This window comes from Gluconobacter oxydans (assembly GCF_006539685.1).
In the GTDB taxonomy this organism is placed as follows: Bacteria; Pseudomonadota; Alphaproteobacteria; order Acetobacterales; family Acetobacteraceae; genus Gluconobacter; species Gluconobacter oxydans.
Genome location: NZ_BJNM01000017.1, coordinates 1 through 26504 on the forward strand (window position 1 = coordinate 1; position 26504 = coordinate 26504).

Here is a 26504-nt window from a genome sequence, read left to right on the forward strand (position 1 = left end):
AAACACCTAGTCGCCGGCGCCGCAGGCGGAAGCGCCATTGCATCAAGCGCCAAAATGGCTCTGCTGTCCCTATATGGCGCACATACCATCGGTGAATATGGCGGCTTCCCAAGCTGGAGCCGCAGTCAGGAAGAGGAAGCCGATACCCTTGCTGTCGATCTGATGGCAAAGGCCGGATATTCGGTTTCGATGGCGGAAACCTTGCTGGATGCTCTCAATACAGCCGACCAGCGCGATGCGGCGCGGGCCGAACTGAAAGCAAAAGCAGCACAGGAAAAGGCCCGGCAGGAAGCTGAGAAAAACCAGAAAGACAATCTGACGGCCGCAGTGCTGAGCCCCATCCTGACACCCGGCTTCTCACTTCTGGGCTCCGGACTGAACTATGTCGGAAAAGGCATGGTCTACGTCAATCTCGATCATCCTCACGCCGCTGAACGCAAGGCGGAACTGTCACATTACATCAATCGCAATTATGCAGATCTGATCCCGATCCTTCACAAGGCGCCCTTCCAGAAGTGGATCCGAAGCCGGGAAGTGCAGAAATTCCTGCATGAAAGCCAGGCCATCAATGACGTTGCCGATACGGCAGCGACAAAGAACTGGCAGAAAACCCGACAGCTTCTGGCGGGGATCGGCAGTCCGGTGCGCTCAAGCCAGATCTGGCTCTATTTCAACATCCTGACGGAAGCCGGGCTTGGCCAGAACAGACAGGCCATTGCGGATCTTCAGGCCGCCAGCCAGCGTGACGACGTCATTCTGCAAACCGTCTCCATATGGGCCGATTATCTCGACAGCCAGGGCAAGACCGATGACGCCCTTGCCTATCTGGCCCAGGAACAGAAACTGTTCGATGATCCGGCGACACTGCCCCAACAGATCACGATCGCGAAGAAGGCCAAGAAAACGATCACCGTCAATGAGCTGGTAGTGGAATGTCAGATGACTGGTATAGACCGTCTTCAGCAGCAATGCTCAGCCGCGAGCAAGTCCTGAACCAAAATACCGGGGAGAAGACTGATGCTTCTCCCCGGCAGGATATCAGCCCCGGAAATCAGGCAGTTCGTTGACTGTCACGACGCGCCACAGGCAGTCGATGCGCTCCAGAATGGTGATGGACAGGTTCTGGATCGAAAAGCGCAGCGCCGTATCGGGATGAACGCTCAGCGCATGCGCCAGAGCCGCCCGGATGGCGCCGCCATGGCTGACGACAACCATGTCCTGACCTTCATGTGCATTCGCCAGATCCTCAAGCCCATGCCCCACGCGCGCGCAGACATCCAGCATGCTCTCCCCGCCCGGCGGAAGCTCACAGGCGGAAATGGACCAGAACGGATTGGGCGGCAGACGCAGCAGGGACATGAACTCCGAATGCGGCGTGCCATGCCATTTCCCGATCGACTGCTCGATGAAGCGCCCGTCAATCGTCACATCCTGCGAAAACGCCCCGGCTTTACGGATTTCAGCCGCAGTATCCTGCGCCCGCTGCAACGGTGAACTATACCACAGCGCATCCGTCGGCAGACGCCGCGCCAGCGTGGCATAGCCGCCCTGCTGGCTCGCCATCGCTTCACGGCACAGCGGCACGTCGAGCGCGCCATACATCGTCTTTCGCGCACTGGCTTCCACGACCGCATGCCGGATCAGCCAGAACCGGGTGACGCCCTTCGGCAGCTCCGGCGTATCGAGAAAATGCCCGTGCGGGACCGCTTTGTCTGTCTGGGTCATGACAACGGGGCGTAACGGGGGACAGGGTTCGCGTCCAGCAGAACATCCCAGTGCTTCAGGATCAGCTCCAGTTTTCCGAGCACCCGGCGCGCATCCATGCACTCGCGCTGAAGCCGGCGCTCCTCGTCCAGCCCTTCATGCGACGGCTCACCCGACACAAGGCGCGCCCCAGCACACAGACGCAGCGCTCCGGCCGGCCCATCCACCCTCGGATGAGGCACCGGCACCGGCTGCCCCAGCACACAGAGCAGGCTGCCCTCGCCTTCCGTCACCCAGGGTGACAGATCCGCATTCAGCCAGCGATGCAGCCGCCGCGCATCTTCCAGCGCCAGCGGACGGCCGGGCGCATGCGGATCTTCAACAAGAAAGGACAGGATGGTCGGCACCGCATCCCAGCGCCCGTCATCAAAAGGCGTGCCCATCGGCAGCATGGTCAGCGCCGGACGGGCCTTAACCATGGCCACGGCTTCCGTCATGAACCGGGTCAGACGTCCACGAATGACAGGATCGGGCAGCGCAAACAGCGCATCCATTTCCGCCAGTGCTGCATACCAGCGGAGCGCCAGTCCGATATTGTGACCGTTATTGAGGGCTGACGCATCCGCGCCTTCCGGCCATTCATCCCGATTGCCATAGGCCCGCAACCCTTTGGGAAGCGACAGGCACGACAGACGGTTGCGAATTGCAGGAGGAAGGAGAATGGCCCCGCAGAAAGGCGGGCCGGTAAAAAATTTGGAGCCGGTAATCATAACAATGATCCCCCGCTCTACCCATTCCGCCACACGCGACGGGCTCAGCCGCGCCTGACAGACATCAACGACGACGCTGAGCTGATCGCCCAGCTCCGTACACAATTCCCAGACAAGATCCATGTCCGGCGCCGCAAGCCCGGTCTTCGACTGGTCTAGCCGGTGCAGCAGAACATGCCGCCCATCGGCCACTTCCCGCCGCACAAGTTCCGCACATTGCGTGTTGATTTCAGCCACGGGTCGCGCCGTCCCGTCAGCCGCACGGATATCGACACCGATCAACCGCGTCTCGGGCGAGAACCCTTCGATCACCTCACCCTTGCCCACAAGCGTGGCACAGGCACTGTCCGTCGCGAAATGCCGCCCGCAGGCCGCAAGCGGAACCCCGCTGCCCGTCTCATCGGGTGCCAACAGAATGGACGTGACCGGCCGATCCGTTCCCGCCGCAACAAGCGCCAGAACCGCCAGCTCACAATCCGTCCCGGAGGCCGAGAGCAGAACGGCATCTTCCGGCAGACCGAAATGCGCCCCGATCGCCTCGCGCGCCCGGCGCACGACACCTTCCTGCACCAGATCCGGGTCCTGCTTGGCCAGAAGCGCGCTCATCATGCCGCGTCGGGCTGCTTCCGCTCCCCCGAAACCACGCTCGGACAGCGAAGACGCAGTCGATGACCCAAAAGTGATCGCCCAGGGGCGCGGACGATGGGAGCTCGAATACCGGTTCAGCCCGGTATGCGGGTCAACAGCCAGCCGGGAATCCCCGCCGCTGCTCATCAGGCTCTCGGCCGGCGCAAGAACAGGCCACAGACGGGTCAGAACCCCTTCCAGCCGCTCTGCCTCATGCTGTGTGAAAGATGGCAGCTCCGGCAGGAACGCACTCAGTGTCTCCCAGCTCTGCATAAGAGCCGATGCATCCGGCACAGCATCGCTGAAAACCGCAAGCCAGGCCGGAAGCGGCGCAACATCCCCCGTATCGAGCGCATGGAATAACGCCGCCACACGCGCTGCGGCAAAGCTAGCCAGATACGGATTGGCACCCGGCTCCAGCAGGCGCATCAGCTCGATGGCATGCCGCAGGAAAGTCGGCGCCAGACGCGGCGCCTCAAGACACGGACTGCCCAGTTTGAGCGTCGCCGCCTGAAGGCAGAAAGGCTGCCCCGGTTCAAGCGCTCCCTCGATCCTGAAAGGCAGGGGCAGTAACACATCCAGGATCGGAACCAGCCCGTCCGCAATCACCCGAAGATCGGGCCGCTCCAGAACATCCGTCAGGGAGCGTGTCAAAGTATCAGCCAGCATGCCTGCCTCTCCTGCCTCCGCACGACTGTGGGATTAGCCCATCAGTCCGGACAGCGCGAGAGGTGAAAGCATTTCCCAATGTCACCGGTCCGGCGTGTAAAGAAACGTACCGGCGTTATTTGCGCTGTTTCAACAACGCTGTAAGATAAAAGTTATTCTGTCGGGGTTCAGACCCTGAGCAAATATCATGAGGTTCAAATGCGGATTCTGCTGACAGGCGGCTGTGGTTTCATCGGATCGGCCGTTGTACGCCATCTGATCCGGAACACTGAACATTCGGTTCTGAACGTTGACTGCATGACTTATGCAGCGTCGGAAGACACGGTCAGCGAAGTCGCAGACGATCCCCGGTATTCCCATGCCCGCGCGAACATCGTGAATGGCGTGGAAATGCAGCGCCTGTTCGAGGAATACCGCCCGGACGCCGTCATGCATCTCGCAGCGGAAAGCCACGTGGACCGCTCGATCGATGGCCCCGGTGTCTTCATCCAGACGAACGTCGTCGGCACGTATTCCCTGCTCGAAGCCGCCCGGAAATACTGGAACACGCTGGGAGATGCCGAAAAGAAGGCCTTCCGCTTCCATCACATTTCCACGGACGAGGTCTTCGGTCATCTGGAGCCGAACGATCCACCGTTCACCGAGACCACCCCCTACGATCCGCGCAGCCCGTATTCGGCCTCCAAGGCCTCGTCCGACCATCTGGTCCGCGCCTGGTTCCACACCTACGGCCTGCCGACCTTTGTAACGAACACCACCAACAATTACGGCATCTGGCACTTCCCCGAGAAGCTGATCCCGCTGGTCACGATCAACGCCATCGAAGGCCGCGAACTTCCGGTTTACGGCAAGGGCGAGAATGTCCGCGACTGGCTGTTCGTCGAAGACCATGCCGAAGCCCTGGTCAAAGCCGTCGAAATCGGCAAGCCGGGCGAGACCTACGCCATCGGCGCCCGCCAGCCGCGCACCAATCTTGAAGTCGTCAAGAAGATCTGCGCCGTCCTCGACGAGCTTCAGCCCGACCCGGCCGGCCCGCGCGAGCGCCTGATCCGCTTCGTGACCGACCGCCCCGGCCATGATTTCCGCTACGAGATCGACCCCTCCCACGCCGAGAAGGAACTCGACTGGAAAGCGGAGCACGATTTCGAACGCGGCATCCGCAAGACCGTTCAGTGGTATCTCGACAACCGCGCCTGGTGGGAAGGAATCCGCTCCAAGCGCTACACCGGCCAGAGACTGGGAGCAAACACGTGAGCACCATCGAGACAAAGCCCATGAAGGGCATCATCCTTGCCGGCGGTTCGGGCACACGCCTGTATCCGATGACGATGGCTGCCTCCAAGCAGCTCCTGCCCGTCTATGACAAGCCGATGATCTATTATCCTCTTTCCACGCTGATGCTGGCGGGAATCCGGGACATCATGATCATCACGACCCCGCATGACATGCCGCAGTTCCAGCGCCTGCTGGGCGATGGCTCCCAGTTCGGCGTCACCTTCGAATACCGCGTCCAGCCGTCGCCGGACGGTCTGGCGCAGGCGTTCCTGATCGCCGAAGACTGGATCCAGGGTGCTCCCTGTGCCCTGGCGCTGGGCGACAACCTGATCTTCTCCGAACATCTGGGCGTTCTTCTGCGTGCAGCGTCGAACCGTCCGCAGGGTGCGACGGTCTTCGCCTATCAGGTCCGCGATCCCGAGCGTTACGGCGTGGTCTCCTTCGACGAGAGCGGCCGGGCCCTGAAGGTCGAGGAAAAGCCGACCCATCCGGAATCCCACTGGGCCATCACGGGTCTGTATTTCTACGACAACCGCGTCGTGGACTTCGCCAAGAAGGTGAAGCCGAGCGCCCGCGGCGAGCTGGAAATCACCGACCTCAACCGCATGTATCTCGAAGAAGGCACCCTTCAGGTAGACCGTCTGGGCCGTGGCTGCGCCTGGCTCGATGCCGGCATGCCCGACAGCCTGATGCAGGCCGGAACCTTCGTGCAGACCATCCAGTCCCGTCAGGGCATGCTGGTTGGTTCTCCCGCCGAAGTCGCGTTCCGCAACAAGTTCATCACCGCCGACCAGCTCCGCGAACACGCAAAGAAAATGGGCAAGACCGAACTCGGTCGCCTGCTGCGGGAACTGGCCGACAGCTGATTTCTTCATACGGTTCCGGTTTTCTGCATCTTTTTGCAGCCGGAGCCGTTTTTTCGTGACCAATTTTCACGACCCCATCTTCAAAACAGGGATTTTCAGAGCATGAAAGTCGAACGTCTTTCCATTCCAGAGGTCATTCTCGTCACGCCTCCCCGTTTTGGTGACAATCGCGGCTTCTTCTCCGAAACCTACAATGTGGAGCGCATGGGCGAAGCCGGTATCGACCTGCCTTTCGTTCAGGACAACCAGAGCCTGTCCCGCCAGAAAGGCGTCGTTCGCGGCCTGCACTGCCAGCTTGCGCCTTACGAGCAGGGCAAGCTCGTCCGCGTCACGCGCGGTGCCATCTGGGACGTGGCCGTCGACGCCCGCACGGGCTCGCCGACCTATGGCAAATGGGTCGCCGCCGAACTCTCCGCCGAAAACTGGTCCCAGCTCTGGATTCCGCCCGGCTTCCTGCACGGCTTTGTCACGCTCGAAGAGAACACCGAAGTGCAGTACAAATGCACTTCGCTCTACAGCAAGGTCTCCGAACGCGCCGTCATCTGGAACTGCCCGGAACTGAAGATCGACTGGCCCGTTTCCGAAGCTGACGCCATCCTGTCCGACAAGGACAAGGTCGCACCGCATTTTGCAGAAGCCAAGGGCTGGTTCTCTTACGAAAAGTGAGCATGACGATGTCCAGCACAGGTCCCATTCTCGTCACGGGCGGCAACGGCCAGCTTGCGACGTCTCTTCAGAATCTCGGCAACGAGCGCATCATCCGCGTCGGCCGTCCGGAATTCGATTTCGACCGCCCGGAAACCATTGCCGCCACGATCGAGAAGTACAAGCCGTCAGTTGTCGTGAACGCAGCCGCCTGGACGGCCGTCGATCTGGCCGAAACGGAAAAGGACGGTGCCGAACGCGCCAACAATTCCGGCCCGGCAGCGCTCGCCGCAGCCTGCGCCAAGGCGGATATCCCGTTCATCCATGTCTCGACAGACTACGTTTTTTCCGGTGATAAGGGCACGCCCTATACCGAAGAGGATGCCACCTCTCCCGAGACGGTCTATGGCAGCACCAAGGCCGAAGGCGAACAGGCCGTCCTGACCGCCAACATCAAGAGCATCATCCTGCGCACGTCCTGGGTCTATTCGGCCCACGGCAAAAGCTTCGTGCGCACGATGATCAATGCGGGCGCCAAAAACCCCGTGCTCAAGGTCGTCGGTGACCAGAAGGGCAACCCGACCAGTTCGGACGATCTGGCCGAAGCCATTCTCGCCATCATCGCCCTGATCGAGCGCGATGGCTGGAAGCCGGAATATCGCGGCATTTTCCATGCCAGCGGAACGGGTGAGACCACATGGCACGGCCTGGCCGTCGCCGCGCTGGAAGAGGCCGCAAAGCATGGCCAGACCATGCCGCAGGTCAACGCCATCCGCACCGAAGACTGGCCTACGCCGGCCAAGCGTCCGCAGGACTCCCGGATGGACAATTCGAAGCTCCATCGCGTCTTCGGCGTAAAAATGCCGGACTGGCGCCACAGCGTGACGCATATCGTCCACAAGCTGTTTTCTCCTGAAGCCTGACCGCCCGTTGCCCTCTCCCCGCGGGAGGGCAACCGACCCTCACATTCTCTGCCGTTGCGTCCGAATGATTCCCTTTTCCTTTCTTTCGGCCTCATGCCCAGGTGCCGAAACATGACACAGAAAAGGGCCGAATCTTCCCGTCAGGTCGCCATTCTCCTGTCGCTCTACAATGGCGAAACCTATCTGGACGCCCAGCTTGCCAGCATCCTGGCCCAGACCCATCCTGACTGGACGCTCTACTGGCGCGATGACGCCTCGACTGATCTCTCACGCGACCGGATGCGCGCCTTTGCCGATGGCCCAGGCCAGGGCCGCTGCGTCGAAATCACGACCCGCCACGGCCGCCTGGGCGTCGCAGGTTCCTACGCGCATCTGCTCGACGCCATCCCCGATACGCCCTATGTCGCCTTCGCCGATCAGGACGACATCTGGGAACCGCAGAAGCTGGAATGGGCCCTCGATGCCGTCAGCCGTCGCCCGGCCGAAAAACCGACCCTGTATTGCGCCAGGCAGTATCTGACAGACGCGGATCTCGTCATTTTCCAGGAATCCGCCCCCCTGCGCCGCAGACCCGATTTTCCGGCTTCCCTGACGCAGAACATCGCAACCGGCCACACCATCCTGCTGAACGCCGCAACCCACAGCCTGATGCGGAACACGCCGCCCCCGCCTTCAGTCCTGCATGACTGGTGGGCCTATCTCCTGACAGCCGCAGCCGGCGGAGAGGTCATTTTCGACAACCGCTGCGTCAGCTACTACCGGCAGCACGCCCACAACACCGTTGGTGCAACCGGCTCCTTCATCAGACGCGCCTGGGCCGCCTGCCGTCGTGGACCAAAAGTCTTCATGACGATCTTCCACTCCAACGTGACGCATCTGCTGAACAATCCGGAAAACCTGTCCGCTCCGGCCCGGCGCCTGTTGACGGACATCGCAGCCGCCCGCACATTCCGCGCCCGACTGCGCACACTTTTCAGATATCCGTCCCTCCGGCGACAGCGGTTCTCCGAAACCACCGTCTTCCGGATCTGGTATCTGCTTTCACGCTAGATCCAGATAACGCCGCATGGCCTCCATGAACGGGCCGTCCTGTTCCAGACTGAACGGCCGCGCTGCGTCGTAGTCATAGACCGTCCCCGCCGGACGCGTGGCTTTCTCCGGATCTTCAGAGGCATAGCGCGGGACAATGTGAGTGTGCAGGGACGGCGCCAGATTGCACCATGTCTCGTAATTGATCCGCACCGCATCGGTGACAGCCAGCAGCGCATCCCCGACCGCCGCCATATCCGCGAGATACTGCGCCCGCGCCTCGCCCTTGAGATCATTGATCGTCGGCACGACCGGATCGGCCAGAAGCTGGCAATAGCCCGGCAGAGGCTGGGTCTGCCCAATCACCAGCCAGCCCGATTTCATACGCCCGATAACAGAAGGGTTGCTGCCACATCGTGCGGCAGCAACCCTTTGTGCGATAACATCCGTCATGGTCAGTTCCCCTTCTGCGTGAAGAGGAAAGCGTATCATGCAGCGGCTTCGGCGTCCCCGTCATCGCTCTGCACGATCCGGGTATTCCCCGGCGTCGGGCGGAAGCGCTTCTCAAGCAGCGCCTCTTCAATGTCCTCAAGCGACGCACCAGCCGTTTCCGGCACGAAGAAGAACACGAAGACCACGGACGCCAGATTGACGAACGCATAGAACCACATCGTCCAGCTCAGCCCGATGGCTTCGGCCATGCTCAGCGCCGTGCTGGTCACCAGCAGATCGGCCCCCCACAGCGTCGCAGCATGCAGAGACGTCGCCTGTCCACGCATCGACAGCGGGAACATCTCGGCCCCCAGCAGCCAGCCGCAGACCTGGATTCCGCCAGAATTGAACATCATGAACAGCAGCAGGAACACAACGATCATGTAGGCGCCCACGCTGCCAGGAGCCGGATGGCTCAGGAACATCACACCAAGCCCGACCAGCGACAGAGCCGCCCCCGGTCCCATGATGAGCATCAGACGACGACGGCCGATCCGGTCCACGAACATGCAGCCCAGGAACGTCATGATGCAGTAGATCACCGCCACTCCCAGCGACGCCAGAAGCGCCGAGGACGTGCCGAAACCCGCATCATTCAGGAAGGTCGGCGTATAGTAGATCATCATTTCCAGACCGCCGCACTGCGTGAAGAACGCAACGCCAAGAGCGGCCACGAGTGCGGGACGCACCCAAGGCTGGAACAGACCACGCCAGCCACGGTTCTTCGGATCAATCCCTTCCGCGTTCTCACGGATGGTCTGAACCTCGCGGCGGATGGCCCGCTTGGTCGTACGGATCCGGCCGAGCTGGATGATGGCACTCTTCATGCCTTCGTTCTCAGCAGTCCAGCGCGGGCTCTTGGGCATGAAGAACATCGAGATGAACACGATGGCCGCCGGAATGGCCGCAACACCGACCATCGGACGCCAGCCCCAGTTCACGCGCTCCGTAAAGCCGATGATGTTGGCGATCAGAATGCCCAGACCGATGGCCACGTTGAACATCGTGACCAGCGTGCCACGACGTTCCTGCGGCGCTAGCTCGGAAATATACATCGGCACGACCTGCGTCGAACCGCCAACCGCCAGCCCCAGCACGAAGCGCGCGCCAATCAGGCTCCACACATCCGGCGCCAGAGAACAGGCCGTGGCACCCACCACGAACAGACCACTCACCATGCAGGTGGTGTTCCGGCGCCCGAATTTCTCCGAAAGCCCTCCGGCCGCAAATGCGCCGAAGATGGCACCGAGCAGAATGGCGGATGCAACCCACTCCTTCATGGTGGCACCCAGGCGGAAATCATCCCCGATCAGCGGCAGCGTGCCGGAGATGATGCCCGTGTCATAGCCATAGAGACCACCGCAGATCGCGGCGACCACAGCGGCCAGAATCAGCATCAGCTTGGCGTTGGAAGAAACTTCGATGGACGCGGGATCGATGTGGTCCCGTCCGGTTCGGACTGTTTTCGTATCGTTTTCCATAGTGGGATAACATATCACAAAACGGATGGTTTTTCAGGCCCGGGAGAAAACCGCCACAAATCCGGCCTGAAACACAGTCAGGAAAACACGATCAGGATTGACTATCACACCCGAAGACCGTCAGGATACGCCCCATGCAGACACCTGACACAACCAATGATGTTCCGGTTATTGGCACGAAAGCGCTGATCATCATGCATGTGATGCTGGTCGCATTCATCATGCTGATCCATTTCAAGCTGTCCGGCCTTACAGACTTCTGAACCGCCGCCACAGATCGGCCAGCGCGTAGGACAGGGCGGCTCCAAGCCCGATCCAGAACGGCACAGGCGCGTCCGTCACCCAGGACAGCATCAGCCCGCCCCATGACAGTGCGAGCGCCAGCCCGACCGAGAGCGCAATCCCGGCCAGCGGCCCAAGCCCGAGTTTCAGCGCCGTCGCGGCTGGCCCGATCATCAGACTGAACGCCAGAAGCGCCCCGGCCACTTCCGCACAGGCCGCACAGGCCAGCGCCGCCACGGCCATGAACACCACCGAGACCAGACGCGCCGGCACACCCCGCGCCCGCGCCACTTCCGGCGCCAGACTGGCAAACAGCAGCCGCCGCCCCAGAAACGCCAGCAGTCCCAGACACAGTACGGCCACACCGCACAGCGCCTCCAGCGTCCGCAGATCAATCCCCAGAACATCGCCAAACAACAGCGTGGTCGCCAGACTGGAACCCCGGTTGCTCATGTGCAGGAACCAGGCCCCAAGCCCGAGACTAGCCGCGAGAACAAGCCCGATCGTACTGTCCCGCTGGGCCGGAATGCCGCGCTCCCCTTCCCGCTCGGCCCCGATGACAAACCCGGCCATCAGGCTGAACACCACCATCCCCGACAGCGGCGGAAACCCGAGCCAGACCGCCCCGGCCGCACCGCTGAAACCGATATGCGAGAGCGCATGGGCCGCAAACGCCTGACGCCGCAGCATCAGGAACCAGCCAACCGTCCCCGCCAGAACCGACACAACCGCCGCGCCCACAAAGGCATGGCGCATGAAATCAAACTCGAACATGCAGCCCCCCGTCCGCAAGCTGCACCACGCGCGTCACGGCCCCGGCCAGCGCCTCCGTCTCATGCGATGTCAGGACAATCCCGATCCCCAGACGCTCTGTCAGATCCTCCAGCAGACGCACCGTCTGCTCCTGCCCCGCCTGATCGAGCGCCGCCAGAGGCTCATCCAGCAGCAGCAGATCCGGATTCCCCGCCAGAGCCTGCGCCAGCCCCACCCGCTGCCGCTCCCCGCCGGACAACAGCCCGAGCGGACGATGCGCAAACGCCGACGCCCCCGTCAGCGCCAGAAGCCGGTCCGCTTCCTCACGCCGTGGCCGCAGACGCAGCGGCAGCCCCCAGCGCAGCCCGTCCACCGCCGCCCGGACATGACTGACCGCCGGAAGCAGCAGCGCCGCATCCGTCACACTCTGCGGCATGTAACCGATATGCTGCCGCGCCTGCGCCGGTGGCAGACCATGGCTCAGGATCTCACCGCCCTGAAGCGGAATCAGCCCCAGCATCGCCCGCAGCAGCGTGGACTTCCCGGCCCCGTTCCGCCCGGACAGAAGCGTCATCCCCGAGAGCGGCACCGTCAGGGACGCATCCCGCAACACGCAGGTCGATCCCGCCGTGAGCGTCACATCCCGCAGGACCAGACCCCGCTCCGGCTGACAGCAGACCTTTTTAGCGTCCACCATCACCCAGCGCCTGCTCCACAGTCTGAAGAATCCCGTGAACCCAGCCCTGCCAGGACTGCCCTTGCGGCAGCGTCTCGCCAATCGCCACAACCGGCAGCCCCACCGTCTGCGCCCGATCCACCAGCCGGTCGATCTGCGGGGAATGAATGGCCGGATTGGTGATCAGCATCCGCACCTTCCGCCCGTCGATCAGCGTATCAACCTGCGCCACATCCCGCGGAGACGGTTCGGCATGGTTCATGATCGCCAGCGCAAAACTCTCATCCACGACATCCAGCCCCGCATCCCGGAGCAGCGTCTCCCCCACCGGTTCGACGGCCGCCACAGGCACGGACTCATGACGCGCCTTCATCGCGGCCAGACGGGCTTTCACACCGTCGAGTTCCTTCAGGAACGCCCCCAGCCGCGCTTCCACAGCCGATGTCGAAATCCCCGGCTGATGCGCCAGCATGTCCGCAAAGACATGCGCGACTTTCCCCACCGCTTCAGGATCAAGAAAAAGATGCGGATTATCGCCGGGCTGCCATCCGGCAATCCCCGCCACCACGATCTTTCCGGGCACGGACGCCGCAAACGGCAGCGCCCAGTCGTCATAGGTCGCCCCGTTCACCACAGCGATCGTCGCCCGCGCCATGGCGCGGGCCATGGAAGGCGACGGCGTCAGATCATGCGGATCAATGCCCGGTGTCGCGAGCAGGGCATGGGTCTGCACATCCGCCCCGCCGATCTGCGCCGCCACATCGCACCACGCCGCCTCCGCACACACCACGGATACCGGAGTTCGGGAAGGCTCGGCCTGAGCAGCGGCCAAACCGCTCCCAAGACTGCCCAGAGCCAGGCCAGCCAGCAGAAAAGCCGGGAAACAGCGCATCATTTTCCTCGGGAAAGCGTCATGGGTGTAGCGTTATAAAGTAACACATCCCGCCTGACCACCTCACCAGAACCCCTCACCCCTGACGCAGATAGAGCGCCGCAGCAGCAGCCACCACCTTGCGCTGGTAATCCAGATTGAGCGGCAGCGTCCGGGAATGATAATCCCCGATCGCCTTCATCAGATTGCCATGCTCGTCATCCAGCGCCCTGCGCAGGATCATGGCCGCCGCCGCGATGTTGAAACACGGATCAAGCGCCAGTCGCGCCGCAACCTGCGGCACAGGCTGATGGATCATGGACGCAATGGGCAAAATCCAGCGCGAATTGATCTGCATGAGCCCGATATCAACCGACCCGTCCGTATTCGTGCTGACATGCCCCATCGTCCCGCCCTCGACCCGCTGGATCGCAGGCAGGATGCGCGGCGGCAGCCGGTAATGCAGGGCCGAAGCCAGCATGCAGGCCAGCAGACTAGCAGCCATGGTTACGGACGAAACGCTGTTGAATCATGGTCCTGACCCTAGCATCGGACGCCCGCGCCTGCCATCCTGAACCCTTCAAGATGACCGCACAGGACAGGAGGACAAGCGTGCAGGACACATCCGCGACCCTGACACTGGACGCTCTCGGCATTTCCTACGAACGCCATGTCTATGATTACGATCCCTCGGCCGGAAAACTCGGTGTGGCCGCTGCCGCAGCACTCGGCCTGTCGCCGGATCACGTCCTCAAGACCCTGATGGTGCAGATCGACGGCCGCCCCGCCTGCGTCGTGCTGCCCGCAGACCGCGAACTGGATTTCGCCCGCGTGGCGCAGGCCTTCGGCGGCCGCAAAGCCAAGATGCTCTCCCGCCCCGATGCCGAACAGCGCACAGGCTACCGCATCGGCGGCGTCAGTCCCTTCGGACAGCGCAGCACCGTCCCCACCGCCTTCGAACAATGCGGCATGGACGGCCCGCCCGTCGTCATCAATGGAGGCAGCCAGGGACTCCTGATCGAGCTTTCACCCCAAGACGCCCTGACCGCCACGAACGGCATCACGGCCGATCTCGTCAAACCGCTTTGAACCATCCCAAACCGGACGGTCGCGAACGCGACCACCCGGAACACGGATGCCTCAGAGCAGATTCTTCGCGCGGCTGAGGACCATGTTGCAGACTTTCTGCTTCATCTGCCCCTTCAGGCTCGACAGCGAGAACGCATTGCTGTCCCCCGTCAGAAGCTGCCCCTGCTGACCAGCCGTGTAATCGCTGGACGACGTCACGTCCTGCTTGCCGGTCAGGCTGCTCAGGGCCGAGGTCGCGCCGCTGCCGCTCAGATAGTTGTTCTGCACACAGTAGCTCAGAACACCGGCGACATTGCCCGTGCTGGCGGAAGAGATGTTCGGCAGCATGCTGCTCATCATGCCGGTGCACCGGTCATGCCACTCATGCCCGACATGCCGCTCATGGCATTGCCCGCACTGCCAACGCCCGGAATGGACTGGGCATGAGCCGACGAGACAACAAGACCAGCTGCCGCAAGAACCGCGAAAATACCGTTTGAGTAACGCACCGTATTTCTCCTTCAGAGAACGTTCAGGGCAGCACCTGCCAGAAGTCGGAAACCGTCGCTGCCAGAATTCATACCGACCCGGGGTTACGCTAACATAGCTGGACAGCAGGTCCACCCTTGCCGTCTCAGCAGAACTCCCGCGCCGCGCCATAGATATGGTAAAGCGAACTGGCCGGCACATCCGCAACGCTCGCCCTTCCGGACGCATCAAACCGGTCGATCCACACAGCACGCGTGCTGTCGGGAATGAACGTCGCAAAGAAATGCTCCGTCAGGCCCCGCAGGATCTCCGGGCTCTCGTTCCGGCAGATCAGCAGGCGGCACAGCTCGGTCTGCGGCCAGATCCGCGTGGCGTTTTCCAGGGAGCGTCCATCATCCGCAATGACATCCCGCACCGCGGCCCCCTGCACATCCGACCGCACGCCGTGACGCATCCCGAACGCGAACAGCCCGTCCGCAGCCTGCCGGATCGCCCCGGAGTCCTGCGCCCCAGAATTCAGTCGCAGATAATCCCCCAGCAGCCAGGACCATTCGAACAGATGCCCCGGCTCCACCCGGTTTTCCCCCGAAGCCGCCACAGGCCGCCAGTCCGCCCCGAATTCCTCGGGCAACACCCCGGCCCCCGGCTGGATCAGCCGCTCCAGCGCCAGACGCACCAGAGCCGTCGCCTCATCCAGATAAAAGCTGTCTCCCGACACCTCGAACAGCACCAGAAACGCCTCAAGCAGATGCATGTGCGGGTTCTGATGCCGCACAGCTCCCGTAACCCCCGGTGCCGTCAGCGACACTTCATCCAGAAATCCGCCATGCTCCGCCGCGAAGATCTGGTGAAGCTCCACAACCGTCTGCCGCGCCACCGCGAGGAAATCCGGATTGCCGCTCACCCGGTAAGCCCAGCCATAGGCAAAGAGAATGAAGGCATGCGCATAAAGATCGCGCTGCGTCCCGACCGGCGACCCGTCCGGCGCCACGGAAAAGATCCACCCCGCCTGGCCATCCCGATGCCGGTAAAGCCGCTCGACTTCTTCGAGACATGCCAGCGCCTGCGCCGAAGCATCATGCAGCCCGTCCAGCGCAGCCCGACAGAATGTCGAGATCTGCCGCGCCTGCACCATCAGCCGCGAGGCCGGCAGAACCAGCGGTTCTCCGGAAAATGTCAGTCGCTCATGATAAAGACGCCGCCCGCGATCAAACCCGACGCCGCTCCAGGCTGGCAGCACCGTCCGCGTGAGCCAGCCGCTCCACAGCGCCCGCTGGTCAACATCCATGAAGGTGGGCAAGGGGGCGTGTCGCGTTCCGGTCTGCATCCGACTGCCGTATGAGAGCTGAACGCCCGCGTCAACAGATCGCGAGCTGCTACGGCGGAGCTGAAACAGAAATTTCAGATTTTCAGGGAAACTGGTGGAGCCAATCGGGATCGAACCGACGACCTCCTGAATGCCATTCAGGCGCTCTCCCAACTGAGCTATGGCCCCACGTGTTTCAAGCGGCCCCTTTGGGACGGGGCCGGATGAGGGCGGTATATCGTCATGATTTCGCCCTGACAAGCCTGAAAAACAGATTTTTTAGGCCGCAAGGACCTTCAGTTCCCGCAGTTCCTCCAGGAGTGGCAACAGCGGCAGTCCCATCACGGCATCCTGCACCCCCTCGACAGCCGAAAAAAGCTGTATCCCGGGGCCTTCAAGCCGATACGCCCCTACACAGGACAGGATCGCCGGTCCTTCACGCTCCAGATAGGCCTTCAGAAAGTCGTCAGAGAAATCCCGCATCGTCAGCCGCGGCGAGGCCAGATGCTCCCAGACCTTCTCGCCCCCCTTATAGAGAACGACTGCCGTGCGCAGGACATGCGTCCGCCCCCGCAACCGGCGCAGATGCTCCGCCGCCTCGGCCACAGACCCTGGCTTGGCAAACGCTACCCCGTCCAGATCGAGGATCTGGTCCGCCGCAACCGTTAGCTCATCAAAGCCCACATCCCGCGTCGCAAGATTGGCTTTTGCATCCGCCAGCGCGATGGCCGTTTGGGAAAGCGTGTGGCCCTGCTCTTCGCAGGATCGCCGCAACGCCTCCTCGTCCAGATCGACCGGTCTGGCCTGCACGGCCAGCCCCGCATTTTCGAGCAGCATGCGCCGGGCCGAAGAGCCGCTGGCAAGAATGAGGGAAGTACTGAAAGACATCATGAAGTACGACTCCGTACTATCGACTGTTGGAACAGGGACGAGTACTGCGGATCACCCGGTGAAGAGATTGCGTCAGTACTGGGGTACATGGGGATAGTACCTGCCCTTGCGAAAGGAGTACCGAGTACCGTGGATTGTACGGTACACCAGCCGGAACTGGGGGTTGTACACAGGCTCTCTGTGGGCAATTCGGGATTGAATCAACGACTCCCTTGCAAAGTGCGGCTTCCGGAGTTGTACACAGTGTGAGTAAGACGGGGTACATTTTCAGAAAGCCGGGTACCCCGGTATCCACAGGGATCATCTTAACCTCCAGCATTTCTTTCTTTTTTCTTTTATGATTAGTGGGCGACATGATTTCGGAAAACGCACCTTCCTCACCCTCGTCGAAACCGCTTCTGCGGGCCCTCCGTGGTGAAGCCGTCTGGCCGCCTCCGGTCTGGCTCATGCGTCAGGCAGGCCGATATCTCCCCGAATTCCGCGCCATGCGGGACAGGGCCGACTTCCTGACCCGATGCATGACCCCGGACATGGCCACCGAGCTGACGATCCAGCCGATCCGCCGCTACGGCATGGACGGGGCCATCCTGTTTTCCGACATCCTGATCCTGCCCTGGGCGATGGGTCAGTCCCTTGAATTCATTGACGGACGCGGCCCCGTGCTCGGCGCCATCCGCTCCGAAGCCGACCTCGCCAGACTGGACCCGAAGCGCGTACAGGATGCCGTCGCACCCGTGCGAGAGACCTTGTCCCGCCTCACAAAAGAGCTTCCGGACGTCACCACGCTTCTGGGCTTCGCAGGCAGCCCGTTCACGGTGTCCTGCTACATGGTCGAGGGCGGCGGATCGCGGGATTTCGCCGAAACCCGCCGCATGATGCAGACCAACCCGGCCCTGTTCGATCGCCTGATCGACACCCTGACCTCGAGTACCGCCGAGATGCTCTGCGGCCAGATCGAAGCCGGTGCGGAAGCCGTAATGCTGTTCGATTCCTGGGCCGGAATCCTGCCGCCCTCCGCGTTCCGCCGCTACGTGATCGAGCCGACGCGCCAGATCGTCGAGTACATCCGTGCCCGTCACCCCAAGACGCCGATCATCGGTTTCCCGCGTCTTGGCGGCATCATGGTCCGCGAATATGCCCAGAAAACCGGCGTCAACACGCTCGCCCTCGACACCGTCGCCGACCCGGCCCAGATCTCCGAACTGGTCTCCGAAGTCCGCCCCGGCCTGACGCTTCAAGGCAACATGGATCCGATGATCCTGTTCTCCGGCGGCGAGACAATGATCCGCGAAGCCCAGGCCATCCGGGACGCGATGCGCGGAAAACCGCATGTTTTCAACCTCGGACACGGCGTCATGCAGCACACGCCACCTGAAAACGTGGCGGCCCTCGTCGAGGCGGTACGCGCGGTATGACAACCGCCCTGGACCCGGCAGGCCAGCTGAAACTGGTCATTTTCGACTGCGATGGCGTTCTCGTGGACAGCGAAGGCCCGTCCTGCCGGGCCACGGCGGAATTCGCCCGCTCCAAGGGGCTGTCCATTTCGGATGACGAGGCGCATAAGCGTTTTGCGGGCAAGGCCCTGCCGCAGATCGTGACAGAACTCGAGCAGGAACTCGGGCATTCCCTACCGGAAGAAACGGCATTCAAACTGCGCGAAAATCTCGTACAGATGATGCGAAAAAGCGCAGAACCCGTAAGCGGAGCGCTCGAAATGCTGGCAGGCGTTCGGGCTTTGGGAATGCCGGTTCGCGTCGGCTCCAATTCTTCCGTCCGGGAGATGGAAGCCAAGTTCGAGCGCACCGGAATGTCGCAGTATTTCCCCGAAAACCGCATCCATTCCGCCAATGACATGGGCTGCCCCAAACCCGCTCCGGACGTCTATCTGTACGCCGCAAAGGCCGAGAGTGTACTGCCAGAAAACTGTGTCGTCATCGAAGACAGTAATACCGGTGCGGAAGCAGCCTGGAAGGCCGGCATGGCCTGTGTGCTTCTTCGCCCCGATGATGTGCCTCTGCCGCCGTTCTGGCCCGTCGAAGGCTCCGTCCGCATCACGCATCTGGACGAGCTGGTACCCCTGCTGCGCCGGACGCTGGAAAGCCAGAAACACGCATGACCGACTTTCTCGCGACCTATCAGAGCTGGATCCTGTCCCTGCACATCATGGCGTTCATCGCCTGGATGGCCGGGACGTTCTATCTGCCGCGCCTGTATGTCTATCACTGTCAGGTGGTACCGGGCTCGGCTGAAAGCGAGCGCTTCAAGGTCATGGAGCGCAAGCTCCTGCGCCAGATCATGACCCCGGCCATGATCGTGACCTTCCTTGCCGGTGGCGCGCTGGCCTCCATTCCCGGTCTGATCGACTGGAATGCCGGCTGGTGGTGGACGAAGCTGATCTGCGTTCTGGGGCTTGCCGGTTTCCACGGCGCCTGCGGAGCCTGGCGTCGCGCCTTCGCCGAAGACCGTAACCAGCACCCGGAAAAGTTCTACCGGATCGCCAACGAGGTCCCCACAATCCTGATGATGATCATCGTCATCATGATCATCGTCCGCCCCTGAAAAAGATCCTGAATAAAAGTTTTTGGTGAAGCTTTTTCCAAAAAGCTTCAAAGCCAGGAAGCGTCAAGGAACGTCACCTTTTTGAAAAAAGGCGACACCCAAAAACTTTTATTCGTCTCAGACTAGTCCGTATTTTACGCCCGTCATCTGTTCGGAGACGGTCCACAGACGCTCCGCCAGTTCGGGTACATGCGCCAGAGCCGGCAGCCCGGCGATCCCCGGAACGCCACGGCGCTCTCCCGGGCCCTGCGGCCCGTAATAGCCGCCGTCACGCGCTTCCGGACTGGCCAGCGCATAGAGCAGCGGCCAGGCGCCTTCCTCGACCGTCTGACCCATGGCGTGAAACACCGGACCGGCCACACGCCGCGCCAGCCCCCGCATGAACCGCGCCGCCTTGTTGGCGGACTGATCCAGACTGCCATTATTGGCGACGATATCGCTCGCCGCCCAGCCCGGATGCGCGGCCCGCGAATGGATGGGCCAGGGCGCCTTGAGCGCCCGGCGATTCAGCTCCAGCGCAAACAGCAGATTGCACAGTTTGCTCTGCCGGTAACGCACCATCGGATTGTAGGAATGCCGCGCGTTCAGATCGCCAAACGGGATTTCCCCTTTCAGCGCCGCCAGAGACGCCACTGTCATGACCGTCGCATTCCCGGCTGCCAGTAGCGGCAGAAGCCGTCCGGTCAGCGCAAAATGCCCGAGATGATTGGTCCCGAACTGAAGCTCGAACCCGTCCTTCGTCGTCAGCCGTGTCGCCGGCCCCATAACTCCGGCATTGTTCGCCAGAAGATGGATCGGCTCGCCCCGGCTGCGCATGGCAGACGCAAAGGCCTCGATCCCGGCCAGCGACGCCAGATCCAGAAGCTCGAAGCGCGCTTTTACGAACGGCACCCGCTCATGCAGCCGCGCCAGAGCCGCCTGACCCTTGTTATGATTGCGCCCGCTCAGAAAGATCGCGGCGCCCTGCTTCGCCAGCCCGCAGGCGACCTCGAAGCCCAGACCCCCCGTCGATCCGGTAATGAGCGCCGTCTTCCCGTCCAGACGCTCAAGGGAATCCGTGGACCATGCGGGTGCGGCGGTCTGTGTCATCGGGTCTGTCCTTCCAGTGTGGGTCAGCTCGGTTTCGTCTCTGCGCGGGCCTCGTCGCGTTTTTCATCCGCTTCGGCTTCCTTGAGGGCCTCATCCGTCAGGCGCTTCTCGTTCTTCTTGAGGAAGATGAGCCCCCCGATCAGACAACTCACCCCCAGAATGGCCATGACCACACCCACAGGCCCCGAGATCTTTTCGATCTGCTTGCCCAGTTCATAGGTTACGAAGGCATAGCCTCCCGCCCAGCAGATGCCGCCCATCGCATTGAAGAACAGAAACGAATGCCAGGGCATCCGGTTCGCTCCGGCCAGCAACGCCACGAACACACGCAGCACTGCGATGAAGCGGCCGAGGAACACGACGATCCCGCCATGCTTGCGGAACAGATACCGCCCCAGCATCAGCCGCTCTTCCGTCATGCCGACCTTGTGGCCGTGCTTTTTCAGAATGCCGTAACCGAAGTGATGGCCGATCAGATACCCGATATTGTCACCCATGATGGCGCCAAGCACGGCGGCCAGGGCGATCCAGCGGATTTCCAGATGATGGGTACTGCCCGCATAGAGCGAAGCCGCGATGATGACGCTTTCCGCCGGAAGGGGAAGGCCCATGCTCTCGAACATGACGATGACGCCAACGACGCCGTAGCCGTAATGCACCAGCATGTGGTCGAGAAAATGACTGAGGTGAAACAGTGTCCTGGTCCCGTTCAAGCTGTGGCGGAAAGGAAGGCCGCCGGTTACGATACTACGGCATCGGAGACAGGATGAAAAATGACGACATCGCCTTCCCCCACAGTTTCCCCCCGCGCTCCCAAATCCGCATCCGGAAACTGGCCGTCCTGGGTCACGCCCGAACTCGTGGCCGGCCGCACCCTGTCCTTTTCCGAACTGCGCACGGTTGGAAACTGGATCATCTGGCTCGAAAGCCGCCCGGATGAACAGGGCCGCTCCGTCATTACCGCCCGTGACCCCGAAGGCCACATCCGCGATCTGAGCCCGGCCGGATATTCGGTCGGCACCCGCGTGCACGAATATGGTGGCGGGGCCTGGGATGTCCGTCTGAAGAATGGTGCCCCGCAGGTCGTCTTCAGCGACCGCAAACTTGGCGGACTCTGGTTCAGCGACGGCACCACTGCCACGCAATGGACACAGGCAGGCGAAAACCCCGAACACCGCTACGCCGACCTGACCTTCGACCCTGTTTCCGATGCCGTGTTCTGCGTGCGCGAAAGCCACGGCGAAGGCACGCCCGTCGCAACCCTCGTCCATGTGCAGTCCGACGGCGGCGAAACCGTGCTGGCCAAAGGCGCGGATTTCTACGCCGCCCCCCGCCCCTCACCCGACGGACGTTTCCTGGCCTGGTTCAGTTGGAACGACCCGGCCATGCCCTGGACCGTCACAACCCTCTCCGTCGCTCCCTTCGACCGCACAACCGGCACACTTGGCCCCGTCACCGATCTGACCGGCCCCGAACAGTGCAGCATCATCGAACCCTGCTGGTCCCCCGACGGCACGCTCTACGCCACGTCCGATGCCTCAGGACGCTGGACGCCCATCCGCTTTTCCCACGATGAAACCGGCTGGCACCCGCACAGATTCAATGGCGCCAACGCCGAAATCGGCCTGCCGCACTGGGTCTTCGGTCAACGCACCATGGCCCCGCTGCCCGGAAACAGACTGCTGGCCCTCGGCATCCGCCACGGCCTCAATCACGTCCTGCTGCAAGACAATGGAAACTGGACGGACGTCTCCCTCGGCACCCCGGTTAACGTCCCGCAACCGCTCGAAGACGGACGGTTCGCCTGGATCGACGCCCCGACCGATGCGCCCGCTGCCATCGCCGTCGGCCGTCCCGGCGAACCGTATGACCGCTTCCGAACCAGCGTCACCCTCCCGCCCGGTGTCACAAAGGCCGATATCGCAACTCCCACCCCCTTGACCTTCCCGACCGCCAACGGCGCCGAAGCCCACGCCCTGTTCTACGCTCCCGCCAGCAGCACCAGCGCTCTTCAGCCCGGCGAAAAACCCCCGCTCGTCGTCATGGCCCATGGCGGTCCGACCGGCCGCGCCAACCCGTCCTTCGCTTTCAAGGTGCAGTGGTGGACGTCGCGCGGTTTTGCCGTCCTCGACGTTAATTACCGCGGCTCAACCGGCTTCGGCCGCGCCTACTGCGAAGCATTGGACCGCCAGTGGGGCGTCGCGGATATCGAAGACTGCCTCGCAGGCGTGCAGGCCGTGCTCGACCGCAGCCTTGCCGATCCGGCCCGCTGCGTCATCCGCGGCAGCAGCGCCGGCGGCCTGACCGTCCTCGGCGCTCTCGCCCAGTCGGACCTCTTCGCCGCCGGGACGTCCCTCTACGGCGTCACCGATCTGCGCGCCCTGGCCGAAGAAACGCACAAGTTCGAAGCCCGCTATCTGGACGGCCTGATCGGTCCTTATCCGGAAGACGAGGCCGTGTATCTGAAACGTTCCCCCATCACGCAAGCTGAAGGGATTACCGTTCCCGTCCTGTTCCTGCATGGCGGCGCTGACAGGGTCGTCCCCCTTTCACAGGCGGAATCCATGCGCACAAAACTCGAACATTCCGCCCTGCACGTCTATCCGGAGGAAGCCCACGGCTTCCGCGCCCGCGAAACCATAGAAGACGCCCTGCAAAGGGAACTCGCTTTCTATCAGCAGGTATTCGGTCAGTAATTTTCAGAGTGGGTATGCATGCAGGGACTCCCATCCCTGCATGAAGCGCTCCGGAAAATCAGTCGTCCGAAAGCCCGAACTGGCTGGGATAAGGCATCGCATTCCGGCCGAGCTTCTTCTTTTTCCACTCTGCCAGCGCGCGATCATATTCGACATGACGCAGCGCGAACTGCAGTGCTTCGACATGCCGCTCGTTCTCAGGATCCATCAGGTTCCGCCGCCACCCCGCCGTGATCAGCCAGTATTCCCCGGCCAGCCGCCACTCTCCGGCCGCGTGATACTCCAGCGCCAGCCGCTCAAGCCCATGATATTTGTTCTTCGGATTGGCGAGCGCTTCCGGCGTGAGGATGAAATCATCCCCTTTCCACAGAAAATTCGATTTCATGTAGGGAAACTGCCGGGTCATGACACCCGGATCCCCGAAATGCTCCTTAATCAGCATCGGAACCAGCCTGTCGTAAGACCTACGCCATTCGCACTGCACAGACCGTTCCCCTGAAAACAGCATTGAAGAGTGCCGCTTCTATAACGGGCACCTTCACCAGAGTCGATTTCGCCGGCCGGACCGGAACACACCAGACGTAGCATCAGGTGTGAATTAATAACCTTTTCAGTGTTATATATAAATAATTATATGTTATAACAAAATATATCCACAGTTATAAAAGAAAATACTCGTCATTCCGGAAACGGGTTTGAATTTCCATAATACTTCTTCTAAGAAGCCTGACCGAGATTACTGGTGCCCTGTCTCAGGACTGCACGTTTCCTTCTCTCTCCCGTCAGAGTCCCCGCGCCTTATGGACACCAAAACCCTCTTCTCCGGAATGGCCCTGGCCTTCGGTGCCTATTCCGCGTTCGCCATCAGCGACGCCTTTTCCAAACTGCTGGACGGAAGTCTCGACCCCTTCGAGGTCGCGTTTTTTGGCGGTGTGTTCGGGTTCCTCATCCTTCCCTTCATTCGCAAACCGACTGAATCCTATCTCGACATCGTGCGTCCGAAGCTTCGGGGCATGTGGCTGCTGCGGGCCGTCTGCGTCTTCGTCGCCACAGCCGCCAGCGTCAAAGCCTTCATGCTGCTCTCGATGCCCGAGGCGCTGTCGATCACCTTCCTGATGCCGCTCTTTGTCACGATCCTGTCCGTCGTGCTGCTCAAGGAGAAAGTGACGTTCTGGGCCTGGCTCGCCGTCGCGCTCGGTTTTGCAGGCGTCCTGATCGTCCTGCGCCCCGGCGTGCGTCCCCTTAATCTGGGCCATCTGTGCGCCCTCATGGCCGCCTGCGCGAATGCGGGCAGCGTGATCGCCTACCGCATCGCCAGCAAGGAAACCGTCCGCCTGTCGCTCTTCGGATCGAGCCTGATGGGCGCTCTGGTCGGCAACGGTCTGCTGATGATCGCCCACGCCACATGGCCGTCCAACACAAAGATCTGGTTCTACCTGTTCGGATACGGCTTCCTGACGGCTCTCGGACAGCTCTGCATGATGCTCGCCACCGCCAGGGCCCCGGCAAACCGCGTCGCCCTGCCGCAATACAGCCAGATGGCCTGGGGCGTTGCGCTGAGCTACTTCCTCTTCAAACAGCCGCTCGACCGCTGGACTTTCGTCGGCATCGCGGTTCTGACAGCATCCGGCATGCTGAACTGGATCCGTCAGCGCATCCGCTACGAGAAAATGGCGATGAAAGAGCGTCTCGAACGCCTCAAGGCGCGCAAAATCGCCAAGGGCAACCTCAAAGCCGCAAAGAAAACGGCGCTCTCCGCCCGATAAATCCAGCTCCCGCCGCTGCACATACGGTCAGAACACTGGCCTCAGTCGCAGCGGCAACCCCAGCACCGCTTACGGCTTCACAATCCCCGGCTCCAGCTTCCGGATCACCCGGAACGCCGTCACGACGGCCAGACTGCCAAACAGCACTACGCCCAGCGACTGCCCGACCAGAATCCCGACCGGCCCGTAAGCCGACCCGAACCACACGAACGGAATGGTCCCCAGCGTCGCCCGGCCCCAGTTGAACCCCGTGGAATAGAACGGGTGCCCCAGATTGTTGAACGCCGTATTGGCCACAAACAGCAGTCCGACAAACATGTAACTCAGCACCAGCCAGCAGCAGAACAGCCGCACGATATCCACGCCGACACCCTGAAGCTCGAAAAGCTGGATGATGTAACTGTGCGTCGCCGCCAGAATCAGCCAGGTCACCCCCACACACAGCGCCGTCAGCTTGAGCGCCGCCAGAAGCGCTTCCTGCACGCGATGGATCTGCCGCGCCCCCAGATTCTGCGCCATGATTGGTCCCACCGACCCCGTCAGCGCAAAGACCAGCGAAAACGCCACCGGCACGATCCGGTCAATCGTCGCCTGCCCCGAAACCGCATTGAGCCCGAACCGCGCCATCGCATGCGTCACGAACAGCGCCCCCGTCGGCGTCGCCAGATTGGTCGCAATCGCCGGAACCGCAATCCCGCCAATCAGCCGCGTGGACGGCCCGAACGCCGACCGCTCCGGCCATTCCAGCATGGCGTGACCCCGCAAATTCAGGAATCCGCTCGCGGCAATAGCCAACCGCGCCAGAACCGTGCTGATCGCCGCACCCTCAAGCCCCAGATGCAGCCCGAAAATCATGACCGGATCCAGACAGGCCGAAACCACAGCTCCGGTCAGCGTCACCCGCATCGAGCGCTTGGCATCCCCGACCGCCCGCAGAAGTGACGACAGCGCCATCCCCAGACAGACCAGCGGCAACGCCGGCGAGACAATATGCAGGAACGTCGCTGCATGTTGCTGCGCCTCGCCATGCGCGCCCAGCAGCCCAAGCAGAGGCATCGCGAACGTCGCCGTCACCAGCCCCAGCACAGCGGCAATCGCCACCATGACCACCAGAAATGCCGAGGCCATCCGTCGTGCCTCGGCATGTTGCCGCGCCCCGATCAGCCGTCCCGTACAGGCCCCAAGCCCGATCGTCATGCCAATGGAAACAGAGACCTGCACATAACTGACCGCCGTCGCAAACGCGATCGCCGCCGTCAGCGTCTTGTCATGCAGATGGGAAATATAGCCGTAATTGAGCAGATCGACGGCAAAGACCGCCATCAGCCCGATCGCCCCCGTTCCGGCCATGGTCACGACATGACGCATGATGCTGCCATGAACGAATCTGGCAGGTCTGACCGGAGAATCGTCAGGAATACTGGGCTTTTTCGGGTCGTCGTCTGGCTGGGGCATGCTCACACATATTGCCCGTTCCAAACCCGGAGAACCAGAGGCTGAAAGCGTTTTTCCCGCCCGGGTTCCAAGGAATTCCATAGCCGAATCCGGCCTTCATGCAGGCTGGATGGCTCTTTTTT

Annotated in this window: 29 protein-coding genes and 1 tRNA gene; 13 read left to right on the top strand and 17 right to left on the bottom strand. The window is 62.0% G+C overall.

The features are described 5' to 3' along the window. A partial coding sequence (locus GOX01_RS08275; RefSeq protein ID WP_218023016.1) for a M48 family metalloprotease occupies positions 1-993 on the top strand: 993 nt, incomplete at its 5' end. Between the two features lie 45 nt (positions 994-1038). Here GOX01_RS08275 and GOX01_RS08280 read toward each other — a convergent pair. Continuing rightward, positions 1039-1725, bottom strand: coding sequence for a histidine phosphatase family protein (locus GOX01_RS08280; protein ID WP_011252617.1), 687 nt, complete (start codon positions 1723-1725; stop codon positions 1039-1041). Next, the gene (locus GOX01_RS08285; RefSeq protein ID WP_062269624.1) at positions 1722-3770 is read right to left on the bottom strand and encodes a hypothetical protein; all 2049 of its coding nucleotides are present in this window, start codon (positions 3768-3770) and stop codon (positions 1722-1724) included. Before GOX01_RS08285 ends, GOX01_RS08280 begins: the two co-directional genes overlap by 4 nt. Positions 3771-3968: 198 nt before the next feature. On the opposite strand from GOX01_RS08285, the gene rfbB reads away from it, so the two are divergent. The 5 genes from rfbB (at position 3969) to GOX01_RS08310 (ending at position 8529) form a co-directional block, all read left to right on the top strand. Then, complete coding sequence (gene rfbB / locus GOX01_RS08290; RefSeq protein WP_011252615.1) at positions 3969-5024, top strand: dTDP-glucose 4,6-dehydratase; 1056 nt, start codon at positions 3969-3971, stop codon at positions 5022-5024. Between the two features lie 20 nt (positions 5025-5044). Then, positions 5045-5911, top strand: coding sequence for a glucose-1-phosphate thymidylyltransferase RfbA (gene rfbA, locus GOX01_RS08295; RefSeq protein ID WP_024717001.1), 867 nt, complete (start codon positions 5045-5047; stop codon positions 5909-5911). 102 nt (positions 5912-6013) lie between these two features. Next, on the top strand, positions 6014-6577 hold the full coding sequence (gene rfbC, locus GOX01_RS08300) for a dTDP-4-dehydrorhamnose 3,5-epimerase (protein WP_011252613.1): 564 nt from the start codon (positions 6014-6016) through the stop codon (positions 6575-6577). Continuing rightward, positions 6574-7479 carry a dTDP-4-dehydrorhamnose reductase gene (gene rfbD / locus GOX01_RS08305; RefSeq protein WP_371858532.1) on the top strand — a complete coding sequence of 302 codons (906 nt, stop codon included), beginning with the start codon at positions 6574-6576 and terminating at the stop codon, positions 7477-7479. Before rfbC ends, rfbD begins: the two co-directional genes overlap by 4 nt. A gap of 111 nt (positions 7480-7590) precedes the next feature. Then, positions 7591-8529 carry a glycosyltransferase gene (locus tag GOX01_RS08310; RefSeq protein ID WP_011252611.1) on the top strand — a complete coding sequence of 313 codons (939 nt, stop codon included), beginning with the start codon at positions 7591-7593 and terminating at the stop codon, positions 8527-8529. Here GOX01_RS08310 and GOX01_RS08315 read toward each other — a convergent pair. Then, on the bottom strand, positions 8521-8961 hold the full coding sequence (locus tag GOX01_RS08315; RefSeq protein WP_011252610.1) for an HIT family protein: 441 nt from the start codon (positions 8959-8961) through the stop codon (positions 8521-8523). The two genes, GOX01_RS08310 and GOX01_RS08315, sit on opposite strands and share 9 nt — an antisense overlap. Before the next feature lie 35 nt (positions 8962-8996). Next, on the bottom strand, positions 8997-10481 hold the full coding sequence (locus tag GOX01_RS08320) for a sugar porter family MFS transporter (protein ID WP_011252609.1): 1485 nt from the start codon (positions 10479-10481) through the stop codon (positions 8997-8999). A gap of 134 nt (positions 10482-10615) precedes the next feature. On the opposite strand from GOX01_RS08320, the gene GOX01_RS13155 reads away from it, so the two are divergent. Continuing rightward, on the top strand, positions 10616-10744 hold the full coding sequence (locus GOX01_RS13155; protein WP_255314065.1) for a hypothetical protein: 129 nt from the start codon (positions 10616-10618) through the stop codon (positions 10742-10744). Here GOX01_RS13155 and GOX01_RS08325 read toward each other — a convergent pair. The 4 genes from GOX01_RS08325 to GOX01_RS08340 all read right to left on the bottom strand — a co-directional run bounded on the left by GOX01_RS08325 (position 10731) and on the right by GOX01_RS08340 (position 13568). Continuing rightward, complete coding sequence (locus GOX01_RS08325) at positions 10731-11537, bottom strand: metal ABC transporter permease (RefSeq protein WP_011252608.1); 807 nt, start codon at positions 11535-11537, stop codon at positions 10731-10733. The genes GOX01_RS13155 and GOX01_RS08325 overlap by 14 nt on opposite strands. Next, positions 11524-12213, bottom strand: coding sequence for an ATP-binding cassette domain-containing protein (locus tag GOX01_RS08330; protein ID WP_011252607.1), 690 nt, complete (start codon positions 12211-12213; stop codon positions 11524-11526). The genes GOX01_RS08325 and GOX01_RS08330 overlap by 14 nt, the downstream gene beginning before the upstream one ends. Beyond that, the gene (locus GOX01_RS08335) at positions 12200-13087 is read right to left on the bottom strand and encodes a metal ABC transporter solute-binding protein, Zn/Mn family (RefSeq protein ID WP_024716999.1); all 888 of its coding nucleotides are present in this window, start codon (positions 13085-13087) and stop codon (positions 12200-12202) included. Before GOX01_RS08335 ends, GOX01_RS08330 begins: the two co-directional genes overlap by 14 nt. A gap of 73 nt (positions 13088-13160) precedes the next feature. Beyond that, the gene (locus GOX01_RS08340; RefSeq protein ID WP_011252605.1) at positions 13161-13568 is read right to left on the bottom strand and encodes a lytic transglycosylase domain-containing protein; all 408 of its coding nucleotides are present in this window, start codon (positions 13566-13568) and stop codon (positions 13161-13163) included. An 80-nt stretch (positions 13569-13648) separates the two neighbouring features. On the opposite strand from GOX01_RS08340, the gene GOX01_RS08345 reads away from it, so the two are divergent. Then, entirely contained in the window at positions 13649-14152 is a 504-nt protein-coding gene (locus GOX01_RS08345; protein ID WP_034954160.1) for an aminoacyl-tRNA deacylase, read from the top strand. Positions 14153-14203: 51 nt separating this feature from the next. Here GOX01_RS08345 and GOX01_RS08350 read toward each other — a convergent pair whose 3' ends face one another. From GOX01_RS08350 to GOX01_RS08365, 5 genes are all read right to left on the bottom strand, one after another. After that, complete coding sequence (locus GOX01_RS08350) at positions 14204-14491, bottom strand: YjjA family protein (RefSeq protein ID WP_228119146.1); 288 nt, start codon at positions 14489-14491, stop codon at positions 14204-14206. Next, positions 14488-14640: a hypothetical protein gene (locus tag GOX01_RS13160; RefSeq protein WP_228119147.1), complete on the bottom strand. Its 153-nt coding sequence runs from the start codon at positions 14638-14640 to the stop codon at positions 14488-14490. The genes GOX01_RS08350 and GOX01_RS13160 overlap by 4 nt, the downstream gene beginning before the upstream one ends. A gap of 125 nt (positions 14641-14765) precedes the next feature. After that, positions 14766-15920 (bottom strand): AGE family epimerase/isomerase, encoded by a 1155-nt coding sequence (locus tag GOX01_RS08355; protein ID WP_157774481.1) that lies wholly within the window; start codon positions 15918-15920, stop codon positions 14766-14768. 119 nt (positions 15921-16039) lie between these two features. Further along, a tRNA-Ala gene (locus GOX01_RS08360) sits at positions 16040-16115 on the bottom strand. A 90-nt stretch (positions 16116-16205) separates the two neighbouring features. Beyond that, on the bottom strand, positions 16206-16817 hold the full coding sequence (locus GOX01_RS08365; protein ID WP_011252601.1) for a Maf family protein: 612 nt from the start codon (positions 16815-16817) through the stop codon (positions 16206-16208). A 353-nt stretch (positions 16818-17170) separates the two neighbouring features. On the opposite strand from GOX01_RS08365, the gene hemE reads away from it, so the two are divergent. Genes hemE through hemJ form a run of 3 tightly spaced genes read left to right on the top strand, consistent with a single transcriptional unit; the run spans position 17171 to position 19376 of the window. After that, the gene (gene hemE / locus GOX01_RS08370) at positions 17171-18232 is read left to right on the top strand and encodes a uroporphyrinogen decarboxylase (RefSeq protein WP_011252600.1); all 1062 of its coding nucleotides are present in this window, start codon (positions 17171-17173) and stop codon (positions 18230-18232) included. Beyond that, positions 18229-18933 (top strand): HAD family hydrolase, encoded by a 705-nt coding sequence (locus GOX01_RS08375; protein ID WP_062269628.1) that lies wholly within the window; start codon positions 18229-18231, stop codon positions 18931-18933. Before hemE ends, GOX01_RS08375 begins: the two co-directional genes overlap by 4 nt. Continuing rightward, a complete protein-coding gene (gene hemJ, locus GOX01_RS08380) occupies positions 18930-19376 on the top strand; it encodes a protoporphyrinogen oxidase HemJ (RefSeq protein ID WP_011252598.1) in 447 nt (148 codons plus the stop codon). Before GOX01_RS08375 ends, hemJ begins: the two co-directional genes overlap by 4 nt. Before the next feature lie 117 nt (positions 19377-19493). Here hemJ and GOX01_RS08385 read toward each other — a convergent pair whose 3' ends face one another. Together GOX01_RS08385 and GOX01_RS08390 are read right to left on the bottom strand one after the other, a co-directional pair. After that, complete coding sequence (locus tag GOX01_RS08385; RefSeq protein WP_062269630.1) at positions 19494-20465, bottom strand: SDR family oxidoreductase; 972 nt, start codon at positions 20463-20465, stop codon at positions 19494-19496. 23 nt (positions 20466-20488) lie between these two features. Beyond that, a complete protein-coding gene (locus tag GOX01_RS08390; protein WP_049750729.1) occupies positions 20489-21130 on the bottom strand; it encodes a DedA family protein in 642 nt (213 codons plus the stop codon). A gap of 108 nt (positions 21131-21238) precedes the next feature. On the opposite strand from GOX01_RS08390, the gene GOX01_RS08395 reads away from it, so the two are divergent. After that, positions 21239-23161, top strand: coding sequence for a S9 family peptidase (locus tag GOX01_RS08395; RefSeq protein WP_024716997.1), 1923 nt, complete (start codon positions 21239-21241; stop codon positions 23159-23161). Between the two features lie 58 nt (positions 23162-23219). On the opposite strand, the gene GOX01_RS08400 is transcribed toward GOX01_RS08395, so the two are convergent. Further along, complete coding sequence (locus GOX01_RS08400) at positions 23220-23567, bottom strand: hypothetical protein (protein ID WP_062269641.1); 348 nt, start codon at positions 23565-23567, stop codon at positions 23220-23222. 394 nt (positions 23568-23961) lie between these two features. Between GOX01_RS08400 and GOX01_RS08405 the strand changes: the two genes are divergently transcribed. Continuing rightward, complete coding sequence (locus GOX01_RS08405) at positions 23962-24927, top strand: DMT family transporter (RefSeq protein WP_024716738.1); 966 nt, start codon at positions 23962-23964, stop codon at positions 24925-24927. A 69-nt stretch (positions 24928-24996) separates the two neighbouring features. Here GOX01_RS08405 and GOX01_RS08410 read toward each other — a convergent pair whose 3' ends face one another. Continuing rightward, positions 24997-26382, bottom strand: a complete 1386-nt coding sequence (locus tag GOX01_RS08410; RefSeq protein WP_011252592.1) for an MATE family efflux transporter — start codon at positions 26380-26382, stop codon at positions 24997-24999. Positions 26383-26504: the final 122 nt, after the last annotated feature.